General features: G+C 39.1%; 20 protein-coding genes and 1 pseudogene. 19 read left to right on the forward strand and 2 right to left on the reverse strand.

All coding sequences use genetic code 11. From position 1 onward, the window contains the following. Nucleotides 1–365 precede the first annotated feature (365 nt). From BSG1_RS02155 to BSG1_RS02185, 7 genes are all read left to right on the forward strand, one after another. Nucleotides 366–863 carry an RNA polymerase sigma factor gene (locus BSG1_RS02155; protein WP_044022210.1) on the forward strand — a complete coding sequence of 166 codons (498 nt, stop codon included), beginning with the start codon at nt 366–368 and terminating at the stop codon, nt 861–863. A gap of 2 nt (nt 864–865) precedes the next feature. Beyond that, a complete protein-coding gene (locus tag BSG1_RS02160; protein WP_044022211.1) occupies nt 866–2,368 on the forward strand; it encodes a zf-HC2 domain-containing protein in 1,503 nt (500 codons plus the stop codon). A 33-nt stretch (nt 2,369–2,401) separates the two neighbouring features. Next, on the forward strand, nt 2,402–2,968 hold the full coding sequence (locus BSG1_RS02165) for a hypothetical protein (RefSeq protein ID WP_006835163.1): 567 nt from the start codon (nt 2,402–2,404) through the stop codon (nt 2,966–2,968). Between the two features lie 249 nt (nt 2,969–3,217). Then, nucleotides 3,218–3,799 carry a TetR/AcrR family transcriptional regulator gene (locus BSG1_RS02170; protein WP_044022212.1) on the forward strand — a complete coding sequence of 194 codons (582 nt, stop codon included), beginning with the start codon at nt 3,218–3,220 and terminating at the stop codon, nt 3,797–3,799. Nucleotides 3,800–3,965: 166 nt separating this feature from the next. Continuing rightward, nucleotides 3,966–5,126, forward strand: coding sequence for an oxidoreductase (locus BSG1_RS02175; protein ID WP_044022213.1), 1,161 nt, complete (start codon nt 3,966–3,968; stop codon nt 5,124–5,126). A 24-nt stretch (nt 5,127–5,150) separates the two neighbouring features. After that, entirely contained in the window at nt 5,151–6,086 is a 936-nt protein-coding gene (locus tag BSG1_RS02180; RefSeq protein ID WP_006835167.1) for an NADP-dependent oxidoreductase, read from the forward strand. 128 nt (nt 6,087–6,214) lie between these two features. Then, on the forward strand, nt 6,215–6,892 hold the full coding sequence (locus BSG1_RS02185; RefSeq protein WP_006835168.1) for a type 1 glutamine amidotransferase domain-containing protein: 678 nt from the start codon (nt 6,215–6,217) through the stop codon (nt 6,890–6,892). Nucleotides 6,893–6,980: 88 nt separating this feature from the next. Here BSG1_RS02185 and BSG1_RS02190 read toward each other — a convergent pair whose 3' ends face one another. Beyond that, a complete protein-coding gene (locus BSG1_RS02190) occupies nt 6,981–7,538 on the reverse strand; it encodes a TVP38/TMEM64 family protein (RefSeq protein WP_006835169.1) in 558 nt (185 codons plus the stop codon). A 915-nt stretch (nt 7,539–8,453) separates the two neighbouring features. Here BSG1_RS02190 and BSG1_RS02205 point away from each other — a divergent pair. From BSG1_RS02205 to BSG1_RS02235, 9 genes and pseudogenes are all read left to right on the forward strand, one after another. Beyond that, nucleotides 8,454–8,786: a hypothetical protein gene (locus BSG1_RS02205; RefSeq protein WP_044022214.1), complete on the forward strand. Its 333-nt coding sequence runs from the start codon at nt 8,454–8,456 to the stop codon at nt 8,784–8,786. A 95-nt stretch (nt 8,787–8,881) separates the two neighbouring features. Next, the gene (locus BSG1_RS20695) at nt 8,882–9,031 is read left to right on the forward strand and encodes a hypothetical protein (RefSeq protein ID WP_006835173.1); all 150 of its coding nucleotides are present in this window, start codon (nt 8,882–8,884) and stop codon (nt 9,029–9,031) included. An 85-nt stretch (nt 9,032–9,116) separates the two neighbouring features. Beyond that, entirely contained in the window at nt 9,117–9,311 is a 195-nt protein-coding gene (locus BSG1_RS02210; protein ID WP_006835174.1) for a hypothetical protein, read from the forward strand. Nucleotides 9,312–9,474: 163 nt separating this feature from the next. Continuing rightward, the gene (locus BSG1_RS20030) at nt 9,475–9,645 is read left to right on the forward strand and encodes a DUF3953 domain-containing protein (protein ID WP_156791335.1); all 171 of its coding nucleotides are present in this window, start codon (nt 9,475–9,477) and stop codon (nt 9,643–9,645) included. A gap of 16 nt (nt 9,646–9,661) precedes the next feature. Further along, entirely contained in the window at nt 9,662–10,231 is a 570-nt protein-coding gene (locus tag BSG1_RS02215) for a hypothetical protein (RefSeq protein ID WP_044022215.1), read from the forward strand. A gap of 74 nt (nt 10,232–10,305) precedes the next feature. Continuing rightward, a complete protein-coding gene (locus BSG1_RS02220; RefSeq protein WP_044022216.1) occupies nt 10,306–10,914 on the forward strand; it encodes a hypothetical protein in 609 nt (202 codons plus the stop codon). Nucleotides 10,915–11,148: 234 nt separating this feature from the next. Then, nucleotides 11,149–11,781, forward strand: coding sequence for a DUF5694 domain-containing protein (locus BSG1_RS02225; RefSeq protein WP_156791337.1), 633 nt, complete (start codon nt 11,149–11,151; stop codon nt 11,779–11,781). Nucleotides 11,782–11,896: 115 nt separating this feature from the next. Beyond that, a pseudogene (locus BSG1_RS02230) lies at nt 11,897–12,408 on the forward strand (DinB family protein). A 181-nt stretch (nt 12,409–12,589) separates the two neighbouring features. After that, nucleotides 12,590–12,769 carry a hypothetical protein gene (locus BSG1_RS02235; RefSeq protein WP_006835182.1) on the forward strand — a complete coding sequence of 60 codons (180 nt, stop codon included), beginning with the start codon at nt 12,590–12,592 and terminating at the stop codon, nt 12,767–12,769. 57 nt (nt 12,770–12,826) lie between these two features. On the opposite strand, the gene BSG1_RS02240 is transcribed toward BSG1_RS02235, so the two are convergent. Continuing rightward, nucleotides 12,827–13,267, reverse strand: coding sequence for a CHRD domain-containing protein (locus BSG1_RS02240; RefSeq protein WP_044022217.1), 441 nt, complete (start codon nt 13,265–13,267; stop codon nt 12,827–12,829). Nucleotides 13,268–13,663: 396 nt separating this feature from the next. Here BSG1_RS02240 and BSG1_RS02245 point away from each other — a divergent pair, with 396 nt between their 5' ends. The 3 genes from BSG1_RS02245 to BSG1_RS02260 all read left to right on the forward strand — a co-directional run bounded on the left by BSG1_RS02245 (nt 13,664) and on the right by BSG1_RS02260 (nt 15,684). Then, nucleotides 13,664–14,134, forward strand: coding sequence for an SRPBCC family protein (locus BSG1_RS02245; RefSeq protein WP_006835184.1), 471 nt, complete (start codon nt 13,664–13,666; stop codon nt 14,132–14,134). A 16-nt stretch (nt 14,135–14,150) separates the two neighbouring features. After that, the gene (locus tag BSG1_RS02250; RefSeq protein ID WP_006835185.1) at nt 14,151–14,858 is read left to right on the forward strand and encodes a DNA alkylation repair protein; all 708 of its coding nucleotides are present in this window, start codon (nt 14,151–14,153) and stop codon (nt 14,856–14,858) included. Between the two features lie 586 nt (nt 14,859–15,444). Next, the gene (locus BSG1_RS02260) at nt 15,445–15,684 is read left to right on the forward strand and encodes a DUF2651 family protein (RefSeq protein WP_044022218.1); all 240 of its coding nucleotides are present in this window, start codon (nt 15,445–15,447) and stop codon (nt 15,682–15,684) included. Nucleotides 15,685–16,001: the final 317 nt, after the last annotated feature.

The raw sequence follows: 16,001 nt of genomic DNA on the forward strand, positions 1-16,001 counted from the left end.
AATTCAAAAGCCGGGCATTTGCTGAACAAGCAGCCGCCCCTAATTCACCACAAGGTTTTTTAGGGGCGGTGGGAATCACTGGCCCGCTAGTCTCTCTTTAGCATGCAATTTCCGCTTCATTCGTCCCCCGAATACCCGTTAGTATTAGGCTCTCGTTTCACCGATTTTGCCACTTTAAAAATTATTCCACTACGTTTATTGAAAAACCCCCTCGGGATCCAGCGCATTAGTATGTTAAAATTGGAAAGGTTTGTAACTCAGATGGGATAAAATAAACTCTTAGGATTTTTTTTTTGAAAATAAATTTCCCCTGTAACTTTTTCCAAACGAAAGAGTCAATACGTGTGAGGGAGAAGGGGGATGAGATGGCCGAACCGTTTAGTGAGTTGTACGAAACATATAAAGGTTCTATTTACTCTTACTTATTGAAGAACACAGGCAATCCCCATATAGCAGAAGAGCTGACTCATGATACTTTCACCAAAGCGTTTAAATCCCTGAAGAACTTCCGTGGAGAAAGTTCTTTGAAATCCTGGCTGTTTACAATTGCAAGAAATACATATCTAAGCTACTGCAAAAAAAGTTCCACAAAGTTCGAGATTAGTAACGATCTCATAGATGAAGAGTGGCAGGACAAGGAGGATGGCTTCAAAGCGATGGAGGAGAAGGCCAGTATTTCATCCATTTTATCTAGTCTTTCTGAAAGGGACCGAACTTTCCTGCTGCTTAGAGATCAACAGGGAATGACCTATGTTGAAATTGCGGCCATAATTGGTGAAACAGAAGGGAGCGTCAAGGTGGGAATTTATCGAGCCAGGAAAAGGTTCAAAGAGAAATATCAACAGGAGTTTGGAGGTGAGTGATAGTGAAATATTCATGTGACCTAGTTCAGGATTTATACCCATTATATGAAGAGGGCGACCTCAGTCCTTCAGTCAAAGAAAAAGTGGAGGAACATCTAAGTGAGTGTGAGAACTGCAGGACAGTCTATACTTCTGGTGAAGGCTTTGCCTCAAGCGGCTTAAGCGACATGGAACCTGCTGTGCCCCAGTCTTTGGATGAGCGTATCCGATTAACGATGAAGTTGCGGCGGATGAAGTTTTTTCTTGTAATCATAAGCAGTATCCTCCTATTAATCTTGGCAAATCATTATCAGAACCAGCGACAAGGAGTGGTTTCCGCGTACCATCAAGTCCACAGAGGTGCTGAAGATCTAGTGTATCTCGTTCAATCAGCTCCAGAAGCATCAGTAGAGGAATTGAACTTTTTAAAAGAGGTGGCTTTTGCAGGCTTGAATGAAGGAGTCGAAGAGCTGACTCAGTCCTTAAACTGGTTGGAGGAACAAAAACGTAAGGATTTCAACATGTATTTAGAGCAGCAATCCCTCTATACCACGCTGGACAATCTTAACTTAAGGAAATCAGATGGCAGATGGGATAATACCGACCAGCAGGTGTTTGCCTTACTGATTCAACTTGCAGAGGAGTATTGGCAGGTAGTTGAAGAGGACTACGACAAGTTCAATCATGGATACAGTTCCTATTTTGAAACTGTAGATATTGAGGGATTAAGTAAGCCGCTCGAGGAAATCAATAAGCTGACTTATACGTATAATCGGTTCCATCAACTGCCTGATGAAGTAAAACAATTAAATGAGACTGAGCTAAAACAAAGAATCGGATCTATTTTCAATCTGGACTCCACTAATATCCATTTGGAGAAAAATGATAATTACAGCTATAGATTCACCTCTAAAAACAAAAATGTTAGCGGAGAAGTCGATGCATTCTCAGGCTATCCACTGCGGATCGATGACTCCGGTTCTGTTAAGCTGAAAGGGAAGCTTTTAGATGTCGATGATGCAAAGGAAAAAGCAACATCGATGATAAATAGGATTTACGGAAAAGATAAGAACTTTAATGTCGAGTACCTCGGTGTCAATGTGAACATATCCAGCAATAATGATGCGAAGTTTTACTCATTTGGCTTTATGCCAATGTTCGACTCATTGCCTGTATATGCATTTTCGGACGGATCCTTCACCATGCATTTTGATGCGAGATCAGGTGAGTTCAAGATGATGCGCAGCGTCAAGGAAATCCCGTTAAAACCGGATACGAAAGTGGATATCACCGAAAAGATTTCACCCGAGCAAGGTCTAAACACACTCACCGAAAAAGTACAAATAGAAGATGGAAAGCTGGCGGAAAAAAGACAATATGAATACATTGATACTTTTGTAATTTATTCTTCCACTTCAGGCGGTATGGTGCCTGTTCATGCGTACGGGTTAAGTGACAAGGATCATACTTGGCGGTATATCAATACAGTAAGTGGGAAAGAAGAGCTGCTTTATAATGAGCACTAACTATTTTAAGAAAAGAACAACCAGGAGGGGACAATGAAAAAAGGAATCTTTGTTATGATTATATCAGCAATCATTGTTTTGTTTATTGTGGTTAATGGTTATCGGTTTACCCCGGAGAGTGCTGCAGAAAGTTCCGCGGGTCTATCAAAAGATTTTGAACTTATAGATACGCATGAAGTTTATTCCGATACCGTTATGTTATATAAGAGTGATGAACAGAAAGAGTATCGAACGGTTTTGGCTAGTAAATCAGGTTGGTTGTATAAAGGTTATACCTCTACGTATGTGTCTTATAATTCTGACCCTGTCAGACTAGTTGGCGGAATGAGTGTAACCACTGAAAATAATGCGCTCACTTATATGAGTATCCTGTCCATGGATGAAAATGTATCTTATATCGAGGCTGGCATAGAGCCATATGTTAGAAGGCAGGAGGTTAGTAAGGGAGAACGTATTTCATTTTTATTTCCTTTTAGCGAGCAATTAGAAAACCTCAATCCTGTGGCCTATGATGCAAATGGTAACAAGCTTTATTATTTTGGTTATCCAAAAAACACTAACGAATTCTCGGATAAAGATTACAAATGGCATGAGTTTTAAAAGGAAGGGTGCCCAGAAAGCTACTTCGTTTCTAGAGTTTTAATAAGTGAGGTGTTCTTTCGGACTTTCGGAGAACACCTCTTTTTCCATTGCGAATGGTTCGGAATTTATCCACCACTCATTTACATTCATTAGCTCCCTTCCGTTTTTCCCCATCTAATGATAAAATTCAAAAAAGATGTTACTTGAATTCTACTAATCAGAATGACTTTATATAAACCAGAATCCACGAGAGGAGGCATCAGTCTAATGAGTTCAAAAGTTAATGACATCATCTGCACAGTTTCCGCCCTTTTTCACTCGAAAGGATACGAGAACACCAAACTTTCAGAGATTCTGGCAGAAACAGGGATCGGGAAAGGGCAGTTCTATCATTACTTCAAGTCGAAGCGGGAGTTGGGAGAAGCGGTCATCGATCATTTAATTGCTGAAATGACAGAGGAATTGTTTGTCGGCATTCTTGACCAGTCTCTGCCTCCTAAAGTAAAGCTGCAGAAAATGCTTGATACAGTCCTGACGTTACAGATGGAACACGAAGGGAAACGCGGATGTCCCATTGGCAACCTGGCAATAGAATTGAGTGAACATGATCCGCTATTCAGAGAGAAGCTCGCACATTTTTTTGAACAGTGGGAGAAAAAAGTACAGCAGCTCCTTGATGAGATGCAGCAAAATGGTGAGATTGCGTCAGGACTAAACACCCAGAAAAAAGCCCGGGCGTTGATTGCGACAATCGAGGGCGGTATTTTATTAATGAAAGTTAAACAAGATATCGAAGTAATTAGGGATATTATCGAAATGATTCAATATGAATATCAATTAACAAGTTGATAAAAAGGAGAAATAGGAAAATGGATGACACTCAAGCAGTTTCGTTGACTCCGTTTTTCTTTTTTTGTTAGGATTGTACCTACCATCCGGTACAGTTTATATACGAATAATTATGGGAATAAAAAGAACCCTAAATAAGATCAATAAATGGAGGGAATCACCAATCATGACCAGAGAAGATTTTTCAACTATATTTTCAAATACAACTATTAAGGACATTTCATTAACCAATCGTATCGGCCTGGCTCCAATGACACGTACAAGTGCGACGCCGGAAGGATTGGCTACAGAAGATATGGCTCAATACTATACGAATTTCGCCAAGGGCGGTTTTAGTTTCATCTTGACGGAAGGCACATATACAGATGATCGATACAGCCAGGGTTATCTCAATCAACCGGGAATTATTAATGATGAACAAATCAATGCGTGGAAAAAAGTGACTGATTCCGTAAGACAACAAGGCGCTAAAATCTTCGTTCAGCTTATGCATGCAGGCGCATTATCGCAGGGAAATCGCTTCTCTTCAGAAACGGCTGGCCCATCTGCTGTAAAACCAAAAGGGGAGCAACTTGGTTTCTATGGCGGCAGCGGAGAGTTCGCGATGCCAAAGGAAATGACGGAAGAGGACATTCAAGGTGTCATCAATGGATTTGTGGAGGCTGCGAAAAATGCTAAGGAAGCAGGGTTTGATGGCATTGAAATTCATGGTGCAAACGGATATGTCCTTGACCAATTCTTGACGGACTATACCAATCAACGCGAGGACCAATATGGCGGATCTCTTGAAAATCGTCTTCGCCTTCCAATCCAGGTTATAAAAGCAGTTCGTGAAGCGGTCGGTGCCGATTACCCAGTCGGAATCCGCCTCTCCCAAACGAAAGTAAACGATTCTGATCATAAATGGGCAGGCGGGGAATCAGATGCTGAAGTCATTTTTAGCAAAATAGAAGAAGCGGGCATTGACTATATTCATATTGCAGAGCCTGATGCAGCGGCCCCTGCATTCAGTGATAACGGTCCATCTCTTGTTGAACTGGTAAAAAAATATACGGATACAGTGGTCATTGCCAACGGGTCTTTAGGAGATCCTAATGCTGCTGAAGCATTACTTAAAGACGGAAAAGCAGATATCGTCACGATTGGGAAAGCGGCACTTGCGAATCAAGACTGGGCTGACAAAGTGAAAAACGGCAAGGACTTGGATGATTTTGATTTCCAAAAAATCCTCTTGCCACAAGCCACTTTGAAGGAATTCGAAGTAAAGCCGAAAATTGAATTTTTTGGTGAAGGCATGACGTGCGGGCCAGACGGTGTTTGTGAATAATAAAAGATATAAGGAGGAAGCTTGATGAAAGCGATAGTTATTGAGGAATATGGAGATAAAGACGTTTTAGTAGAGAAAGATATCGAAAAACCAAGCATTGCGGAAAATCAGGTCTTAGTAGAAATGCATGCCACTTCTATTAATCCGATTGATTGGAAGGTTCGGGAAGGTTATTTAAAAGAAATGCTACCGTTCGAATTCCCGATCGTTTTAGGATGGGATGCAGCAGGAGTCATTGTGGAAACAGGGAGCAATGTAAAAGGTTTTAAAGTGGGGGACCGTGTGTTTACGCGTCCGGCAACAACGAACCGGGGTACTTATGCCGAATACCTGTCAGTTCACGACAACCTGCTTGCAAAAATGCCGGAAGAGATGAGTTTCGATGAAGCAGCATCCATTCCACTTGCTGGATTGACGGCATGGCAGTGTCTTGTAGACTTTGGGAAAATTCAAGAGGGAGACAAGGTATTGATCCATGCTGGTGCAGGCGGAGTTGGACTCTTTGCCATCCAAATTGCCAAAAGCTTTGGTGCCCATGTTGCGACAACCGCAAGCGAGAAGAATACAGAGTTCTTAAAGTCGCTCGGAGCTGATGAAGTCATTAATTATAAAGAAGAGGATTTCAGTGAGGTAGTAAATGATTTTGATCTTGTCCTGGACTCCATGGGTGGAGAGATCCAATCCAAAAGCTATAAAGTGCTGAAAGAGAATGGAAAGCTTGTTTCTATCGTCCAGCCGCCTTCTGAGGAAGAGGCAGCAAATTACAACGCGGAAGCAGGGTTCGTATGGTTAGAACCGAATGGCGAGCAGCTGCAAAAATTAGCTGACCTCTATGTTGAAGGGAAAGTGAAGCCTGTCATCGGCGAGACTTTTGACTTCAGTGAGCAAGGGCTGAAAGATGCTCATGCCTTGAGTGAAACGCATCATGCACGCGGTAAAATTGTCATTAAGGTGAAATAATCTAAGGGATCAAGAGAAGTTGCCTACAGGGTCAGAATGAACCCCCGAAGTGTTTGGCCTGTCCTTTTAAGTCTAAATATATATTACGATATTTTTAATAGTCACAATCATTTTAGGAGGTATAGGAAATGGCAAAAGTATTGGCTGTTTTATCAAGTGGATATAAGGATGAAGAGAATAATTACGAAACGGGATGGTGGGGAGAAGAGCTATTCGCCCCATTAGAAGCCTTGGAGAAAGCAGGACATCAAGTAGATATCGCCTCTCCGCTGGGAGGAAAACCTGTTGTGGATCAAGTGAGCTTTTTACCAGATTATGATCCTGAAGGAACGTATAAAGCTTTATATGAATCTGGACGTGCAGATGAAACCCAAAAACTAACAGAGGTACTTGCTGAAGAATATGATGTAGTACTAGTTGTAGGCGGACACGGAGCAATGTATGATCTTGCTAAAGATGAGGATTTACATCGAATCATCAATACTGTCTATGATAACGGAGGGATAGTGGCTGCAGAGTGTCATGGTCCTGCTCCGCTGATTTGGACGCTTCGCCCTGACGGCAAAAGCATTATTGAAGGGAAGAAAGTGACAGGTTACCCAGATGAAATCGAACCTGAAGGATTGCTTGATATCCTGCCGTTCAGCCTTGAGCAGGAAATGACAAAGGTCGCCCACTATGATAAAGGCGATCTAAATGAAAAAGCCCATGCTGTGTGGGCTGATGACCAAATTATCACAAGCCGTGACCCATTCTCTTCTGAACTGATGGGTGAAGAGTTAGTAAAAGCACTAGAGAACAAATAAAGGCAGACTAGACTATTAAAAATGCTCAGAGGATGCTCTGAGCATTTTTTTTTATATGATTAACCTGTTACAAAAGGTGGAATTGCACCTACTTTCCAGACATGTTCATCCGTTTCCACAGTGACACAATCAGAAACAAAGCCAATGCCAAAAGGATGACTTTCCCTTTCCAGCTCATGATAAGTACTTCCTGTATCGAATAAGCTTCAATAATGATGGAAGGGATTTTACCAAGAGAGCTGGCCACCGCAAAATTGATGGTCCCCATTTTGCTGAATGCTCCTGACAAAGTCACTAACCCTGAAGGCATCAGTGGGAATAACCTTAAGCCTAAAACAAGGAGAAAAGCTTCTGTACCAGTTGACTCCCTCAACCTAAGCAAGTATCTATGATTGATCCGTTGACTATGAACGAATTTCTGGATTCCTTTACGATAAAGGATGAAACTGACAATCGCACCGAGCACCTCACCAATGAAGGAGATCATCAAACCATACTCAAAGCCGAAAAGTTTAATGTTGGCAGCTGTTAAAAAGGCACTTGGGATAATCCCCAGGATGCTGATGATTATGTTCAATAATATGCTGAATAGGATGGCAGAAGCTGCATTAAAGGAACCGAGCCATTCAATTAAATGAAATTCCAATCTTATCACCTTTGACTGTCAAAATAGTGGAGTTACAAGTTAATACATAGAATATTATCACAATCATGAAATAAAAGGGATGAAGGGATTTTGCCTTGGACAGACATTCACAATGAGCGAATGTTGTGTACACGAATAAACTGTGGAGTAGGGTCTCCAAACTAAATCAAGAAGTTAAAAATAAAAAAAGGGAAATTATGTTATGATGCAAATTGGAGCTTTTATAAAACTGAATGTTTAGAAAAGAGGTATTTGAAAGGAGAGAGGTATGAAGGGGTTAACAGTCTTTTTGATGTTTTTTCACATACTGATCACTGTGTTTTGGTTGGCCAATTCGTCCTACTTATTTTCATTGTGGGGAGTATTTGTTTGGTTAACTTCAATTGTATTGGGGTTTGTGGCTTATAAACAAATGAAAGAGCCAGTAATAGTAAAGACACTTATCCTTATTTCTAGTGCGTTTATGGTGTTTTTGCTAATAATTTCGGGCTTAATTCTTTGGGCAGTAACCTCTATGGCGTAGGTGTTCAAAGATTCCACCTAAATACAACCTTATAATAAAAAACCATCAGATATAGCAGGCTAATTTCGATGTGAATTAGACCTGCTTTTGTTTTTACATTTTTAAGGTAAATTAGCATCCTGCCCGTTTTTAACAGGTGAGCTAAATAGCTTGTTTTAATTTTACCCTTTTGTATGAACGAGACCTCTCTTATATTGCCGTTTATGTTATCATTGTAATTAATGAATATTCCATTTTTAGGCAGTAACCCTGTTTTAAGAAAGGTAGAAAATGAGGGAGTGGCAGGAAGGCTTTTCATCGGTCAACATCTCTGGTGGAGAAAATATCTTTATCCCATTTAAATTTTTTTTGTGATCTATAGAGGGATACCTTTGGTGAGGGGGCAAGATCCATTGAAGAAGTTATTTTTACTTTTATTCATGCTTTTATTTTCTGCGATGCTAATTGGCTGCTCGAGTTCGGATGCAGAAAACGTAAAAGAAATATTAGATGAGGAGCTGATTGTCAATCATTGGCCCGATTTGCCGGATGAGAGAAAGCTCTCTCTGATTCAAGAAGTACAAAGTGAGGGGCGTTACACAGAAAGACACACGGAAGAAGTGAAGGAGTACTTAATCATGCTGTTCGATGCTGGAATGCGGAATACTCCTCACCAAAAAAATAATCTGATGAAAGCAATGAAAGAATTTAATGATGATAGGGTAATTACAGAAAATAGTAAATGAAAGCTGCTTTTGGCTTCTTTTTAAATCGGAAGTTTTATTCATTTAAGTAGCCTCTAGCAGCAAAAGCCGGTTATCACATAAATAAAGGAGAAAATATGAATTTTTTCAAAGTTATATTATTTGTTATCATGGGCATTCTTTTAGCAATCGGGTTACTTTCGTATTTTGGGAATATGGAAATTGTTCAACTGATCATCAACGGTGCAATTCTGGGGTTACTTCTATACATAGCGATAAAGCAATGACGTTCATAAGTTTGGGACAGCTAATATTAATGAAACCGTAGCAGAGGTTTAGGTTACTGTTATAAATATAAACTGGAGGTTAGGTATGAAGAATAGTACATTAGCACTTTTTGTTTCTCTAACGGTGTTAGTCGGTTTTCCGATTGTATTTCTATTGATCTCACTGGGGACCGGGCAATGGAATTATCTTACCTGGAGTATAGCGCCATCCTTTGCAGCCGGATTTACGGGTCTGAAGATAACTCGTAATCAGATAAGAAAAGAGAAAAAGGCTCAGTGATGGACCAGTTAACCCTAAATGGATGTTAAGAAGTAATCAGTTATATGAAAGAAGGTGGAGGTGATTTTGTTGAAAATTTTACGATATGTTCTTTCACTATCAACTTTTACATTAGCTCTACTCGCATTGAATACAAAAATTAAATTATGAGCTTAGCCACATTATTGTCTTTCTCTTAGGTCTAGCAATGTTGGTCATGGGTATCGAAGAAATACAAAAAGAGCGAAAAACAATTGGACTCTCACTTGTAGGTGTTTTTATATTACCTTTATTTGTAGCAATTCAGGGCTTTTTACTAACCAAAAAAGCAGCAGGAACTGAGATTAAGAAATAGAGTGGAGGGTGACAATATGAAAAAGTTATCGATAAAGGTCTTTCTTATACTCTCACTAATCTCTAACTGTGTATTAGGTATACTACTTTTCAATACGAATACCTATCTGGAAAAACAAGAGACTCTATTGGAGAATGCTATAGTAATCAATGAATTTAGTGAAAGAGCAAAAGAGTGGCGGAATTTTAATGATTTTATCAGAGAGCTTTCCAGGAGTGGTAGTTTTCCTGTTTCGGATAGCCAGTCAGATGTGTATTGGGAGTTGGCGAAACCAATGGAGTCAGTTGTTTTAAAATCAACTGATTATGTACTAGATCATGAACACTCTTCTTTCATATTGACGTTTGATGAGACATTTGAAGACATAATAGATACCTTTAAAGAAAAATTGCCTTTGATAAATCAGGAACAATTGATTGAAACGTCAAAAGCTTTGGATGATGCTTATAGAGATTTGGTTGGAAAAGGAGAATGGGGGATTAGCTTACCTGATACAATGATTACTATGAATTTTCAACAAGAAAATTTAGACTCCGTTATTGAAAAGCTAAATTCAATTCACTTCCAATTACTATCAGTTAAGTAACACTGGTTTTAGGCCTTGACTTAACCAAAGGACGTTACATTGAGAAAAAAGGTTTATGAAAATGGGGGATGAGTTTGAAGAAATCGCTTAAGTACTTTTTGATTATTTCAGCTTTTTTCGTATTTGCATATTATTTTAGTAATGGAAATAGTCCCTTAACTACCTCTTCCTCAAGTGCAGCAATCACAGTTTCAAGTGGAAGTGCAGACTATCAAGTGTATGAATCACTTGAAGAATTAGAAAATAATTCTGACCTTATCGTGAAAGGCAAGCTATACGGAGAGCCAACGATTCAAAACATATATCAGAATGGAGTACATATTGATTCTGTTGGAAAAACAGAAATAAAGATCAATGACATATTTAAAGGTCAAGTAAGCGAAGGAACAATAATCATTGTATATGAACCAGGATTCGTACGAGATAACATTTTAGAAACCATGGAAGGTTATGTACCCATGAACAAAAGAGGCAATTATCTTCTCTTCTTACAAGAAAATCCTAAAGGCGAGTACGTAGTGATGGGTGTAAATCAAGGGAAATATGATTTAAGTATCACAAAGAAAGCCACAACATATACCAGCATTTCAAAAGAAAAATTAGAAAAAGTAGACTATGTTGGTGAAAGCCCAAATCGATTTAACAAAATGAAAAATGAAGTTTTTGAGAAATACAATGAATAAGATAAACATATAAACTTATTGCTTGCAAGGTTAAAGAGGACTTTTTCTAATCTCAAAAGCAATGGATAGCCCTAAGTAAGATAAAAGGATATATAAATGAAATTGGAGAGCAATTTAAGGTGGATGACTCGGCACGTGTCTATCCACAATGAAAATGCAGGGAGTAAGGAGGAAACGAAACTGAAGAAAGAAATCATCCTGACGGGGACCTTTCACTTCGAACAGGAAGAAAATATGATAAAGAAGAAAGAACAAGAAGTGGTAGAGCTTGTTGACTGCTTATCTCAATTAAGACCAACCAAAGTAGCATTGGAATGGGATAAGGGAGAACATTATCAACTCAGTGAAAAATTCAGTCATGCTGACCGGCGTTATGAGGTTCATGAAATTGAGCAGATTGGATTCCGGTTAGCAAAGAAATTAGAACATAATCAAGTTTATGCAGTTGACTGGGATGCAGGTATTTCAAGTGAAGAAATGAAGAAACTAAACAGTGCCATTCAAAATACATATCCTGAAGTTTTAAAGCTAATGAGTTCTGTGCAAGAAAAAATTCCTATTTTGAGTGAGGAATCCCACTTACTGACATCTTTTCAACTTTTAAACAGCCGTAACTTACAGGAAGAATTAGAAAAGTTATATTGGTCCTTTACTGCTATAGAGGATGGCACAGGGGATAGGGTAGGAATTAACTTCATGAAAAAGTGGCTGGAAAGGGAAATGATGATTTATAAAAACGTCGTGGATTTAACAGATGACGAAGCGGGTGAAAGAATATTTCTTTTAATTGGAAGCGATCATTTGTGGGGGTTAAAGATGCTGTTTGAGCAGAATGGATGGAATGTGATCATGCCTTTTGGTGATTAAGCGGTGATTATGTAACTCTGATTCTATTGTACCATTTCTATCCAATAAATATCAGTCTATTATTTTATGATTATTTTGTTAATCTGTTAACTAGACTACTGGGGAGGTTGGATGGATGATTGATTACAGAATCAAGAGTAGAGAAGGGTTCACTGAAAAAATAGGAGAACTGGTCTCCATGCTCGATCATACCAGGGCGGTCACTCTAGAAGAAATCAAAGACCTGAGCCAGGAAGAGTTGGATTACAGTGTTGATGAAGGAGCCAACTCCATTGGCGCACTGCTATTACATATTGCCTCCATTGAGTTTGTTCATCAAGTGATTTCGTTTGAAGAACGTGACTTGAATGAGGTGGAACTTCAGCAATGGAAAACAGCTTTGGAGCTGGGTGAGAAGGCCAGGCTGGAAATTCGAAACCAGCCTCTTGAATATTATTTGAGTGAGTTAACCAAAGTCAGGAAAAGACGATCAGCCAACTGAAAAAACTCAATGATGACTGGCTGCTGACAGAAAAAGAATGGGGTCATGGCGCCCCATATAATCACTATTATTTATGGTTCCATGTTTTTGAAGATGAGATCAATCACCGGGGACAGATTCGCTCCATTAAACGTCAGCTTTTATAGAGGGGAAGGGTGGCTTAGGTATGCCAAGGGTGTTGAGTTTAGGAATTGTCCGGAAATGAGGAGGCTAATTGTAAAATTGGATCAATGACCGGAGGAATATACAACTTTTAAGAGTACTACCACCAAACGAACAATTAAAAAACTTCAACAAGAAATTCATATAAAATTAAGGAGCGATGGCATGGCTGCAACATGTTCCGGGATCCTTTCTGCGATCCTGATGGTATTCTGCTATTATTTCACACTTAGCTTTTTTCAATATCTTAAAGAGGGAGATGCCCGGCTGGTAAGTCAATCCAAGAAGTGGGCGGTCATCTGTCTGGCACTGAGTTTATTGGTATCTGCTACTTTTTACATATAGTGTAATACTTAAAGGGGCTTCTGAAATAAGAAGCCCCTTTTTATACAGGAATGTTCACTAGTATTTTCTGCGGCGAAGAGGAATGATCTGCCCCCTGATTTCCCCGCCAGGATTTTGCTCGGTATGAACGTTCACGTATGTGAGTTCATCTTCCATAAGCTCCAGTAAATCTTCGACATCGTCGACACCCACATTATTATCAACGATATCTTTATCTGTAATCACGCCTGTAACAATCCCGCGCCGTGTTGAAATTCCGTTTTGTTCCTCTAGTGTAGCTAAGTCGGCTCCAAAAAGAAAAGCAAGGACAGGACCATTTTCTCCTCTCTTCCCAAAGTGAATATGGGCTTGGACGAAATTATCTATATCTTTGACTTTGAGGAAGAATTTAATTTTTGTACAGTACTTGTTAGAAACAAATTTTGCTACCCCAAAAGCATCTGTGTCTACTGGTGGAACTTCATTTCGTCCACTTAGCTTTGCAATGAATTTTTCCACTAATCTCACCTCCTGCACTAAACTGTTATATTGTATGTAACTTTAGACAGGCTTGTATGGGTGAAACTAACAAATCCGCGTAAATATCCATTTTTCACTAGGAAAGACCACTAAAAATACACAAGCCGATCAAGTAGATAACTAGATTATTATTGTTAAAAGGCCAATAGTTTAAAATATTTAGCGAGAAATTAAGGTGATTCCTCTTAACCCCCTCAGCCATAAACACTTCAGGCTGAGGTTTTTTTACCTTCCTTTAAAGTTAAGGTAGTATAGAAGTAAGGCAAAGGTCATTATGAAACAGGAATAAAACCTGTAATGAAGAGGCTTAAATAAAGGAATTGTGTCAAAGTTGTCTAATAAAGTACATATGTAGGCATTTAAAGGAGGAAAACAGTGGGTATTCAATTTGAAGTAAAAAGAACATTACCAGTACCTAAGCAAGAAGCTTATCGGGCGCTTATTGATCTCGATTCGGCAGAACAGTGGATGCAGGGGTTAGTCAGAATCGAAAGAGATGATGAGGGACTAATGAAAGAAGGCAGCCAGTGGCGGGAAACGAGAAAAATGTTTGGGAAAGAGGCAACCGAATTTTTTGAAGTGGCCGAACTGGAAGAACCAGATAAAGTTGTCGTGAGATGCGACGGGACGAAGGGAACGACTGGAAAGGGAGAGTTTGTGTTTACCTACTTACTTACAGGAGCAGGGGACCAAACAGACGTCACGATGATCGGTGAAATCAAAGGCTTGAATGGCTTATCCAAATGGTTTGGAAAATTGATGGTGGGACCATTCAAAAAAGCATGTGCGAAGGATTTGGATTCGCTGCGTGATTACTTGGAGAAAAAGAGTTTGACGAAGGCTTAAAAAGAAGGTGAGTAGAATGACATATGAAGATATCATGCAAAAGCTTGAAGCGCTGGGTTCTAAGCAAACGAAGAAAATCTATGAAAATCACGGGGTAAAGGAACCATATTTCGGAGTGAAGATAGGCGATTTGAAGAAGATGGTGGAATACGTAAAGAAGGATCACGACCTGGCACTTCAGTTTTTTCGGTCAGGAAATCATGATGCCATGTATTTGGCGGGCCTCTCGATCAATCCGAAGCTGATGTCAAAAGAAACTCTGCAGGAATGGGTACAGGGCGCCTATTGGTATATGATTGCGGAGTATACAGTGGCCGGTGTAGCTGCTGAAAGCAATTATGCATTGGAATTAGCGAGAGAGTGGATGAAGTCCGATGACGAGATGACGGCAGTGAGCGGCTGGAGCACTTATTCCAACTATCTATCCATCACTGCCGATGAAGAGCTGGATATCGATGAGATTAGAACTTTGCTACAGAGAGTGAAAGACACGATTCACGAGGAAAGAAACCGAGTAAGATATGTGATGAATGGATTTGTAATCGCGGTCGGCAGCTATGTAAGTGAGCTGCCGGAAGAAGCAAAACAAGTGGCCGAACATATCGGCAAAGTGCATGTCGATGTAGGAAACACTGCCTGTAAAGTTCCTGTAGCGAAAGATTATATAAAAAAGATCGAAGCGAAGGACAGGGTTGGCATGAAGAGGAAGACTTGTATTTGTTGAGAATTAAATGCGTTTTAAGCGAACAAAAATACTGGCCAAAAAGCAGTCCATCCAGTAATGGAAATGGACTGTTATTTTATTTCAATAGTTTTTAACCATGTTGATTTATAAATAGTTTGAAAAAGCTTTTAAAGGGAGAGTCTGTAAGATGAAGCTAATGTTAGAGAGAATAATATATTACATCTTTACTCTATTTATCTTTCTGGTGCTATGGAACGTGACGGCTGAAATATGGGAAGCTTTTGTGCCGTGGAATTATAAAACTGATTTATTGGGACTTTTTATCGTCCTCCCTGCTCTTTTAGTATTGTCATTTATTATTTCAAGTTTGTGTTTTAAAGTAATTAAGAACTCGTGAAAGGTAATTTTTATGAATTGCGGTTCTAGGCCCACAAGTGGATAAAAAAAGAAACGCTCTTAGGTTAACGGGTTCGGAACAGAAGTAGAAAATGATAATTAACAGCACAAAAAGGGATGTTATTGACATCCCCTTTTACATAACTATTCGCAGGCCTTTTAACACCTTAATCGAGGGGTTATGGGACTTTATGTTAATATATAAATAAAGGCTTTTGGGAGGGATTATGTGAATTTAATTGAGTTGGTTTTGTTTGTTTTCCCTTTGTTATCAATCGTATTAGGAATACTTGGATATTATATTTTCAGAAATATATTTATCGTACCTTTGTTAGTCTTTATAGCTTCTGTTATTGCAACTTATACTATATTTAATTCATCTTTTTGGGGATGGGTGTTTGTTTATACGTTGTTATCCTTTGGCTCTGGTTTTGTCGTTAAATTCTTTAATTCAAAGAAGGAAAAGTAAGATTGTTAAGTTAAACTAACGGGTTCGGTTTTGAAGTACAAAACTCGATATCGCAATCAAAATCACAATTATTTCAAACCATATTCAACACTTTATTATCATTAAAAAAAGCAGTGGATTTAGCATAACGGTTTCGGAACAGAAGTAGAAAACGATAATTAGCAGCACAAAAAGGGATGTTTTTGACATCCCTTTTTTCATTACTATTCGCAAGCCTTTAACACTGTAATCGAGGGGTTTATGGGATTATATGTTAATATATAGATAAAGGGTTTGTTAGTTTAAAGGAGCAGGTTAACGGAATAAATCGAAATTTG

Origin of the sequence: Bacillus sp. SG-1 (assembly GCF_000181495.1) — a bacterium.
In the GTDB taxonomy this organism is placed as follows: Bacteria; Bacillota; Bacilli; order Bacillales; family Bacillaceae_B; genus Rossellomorea.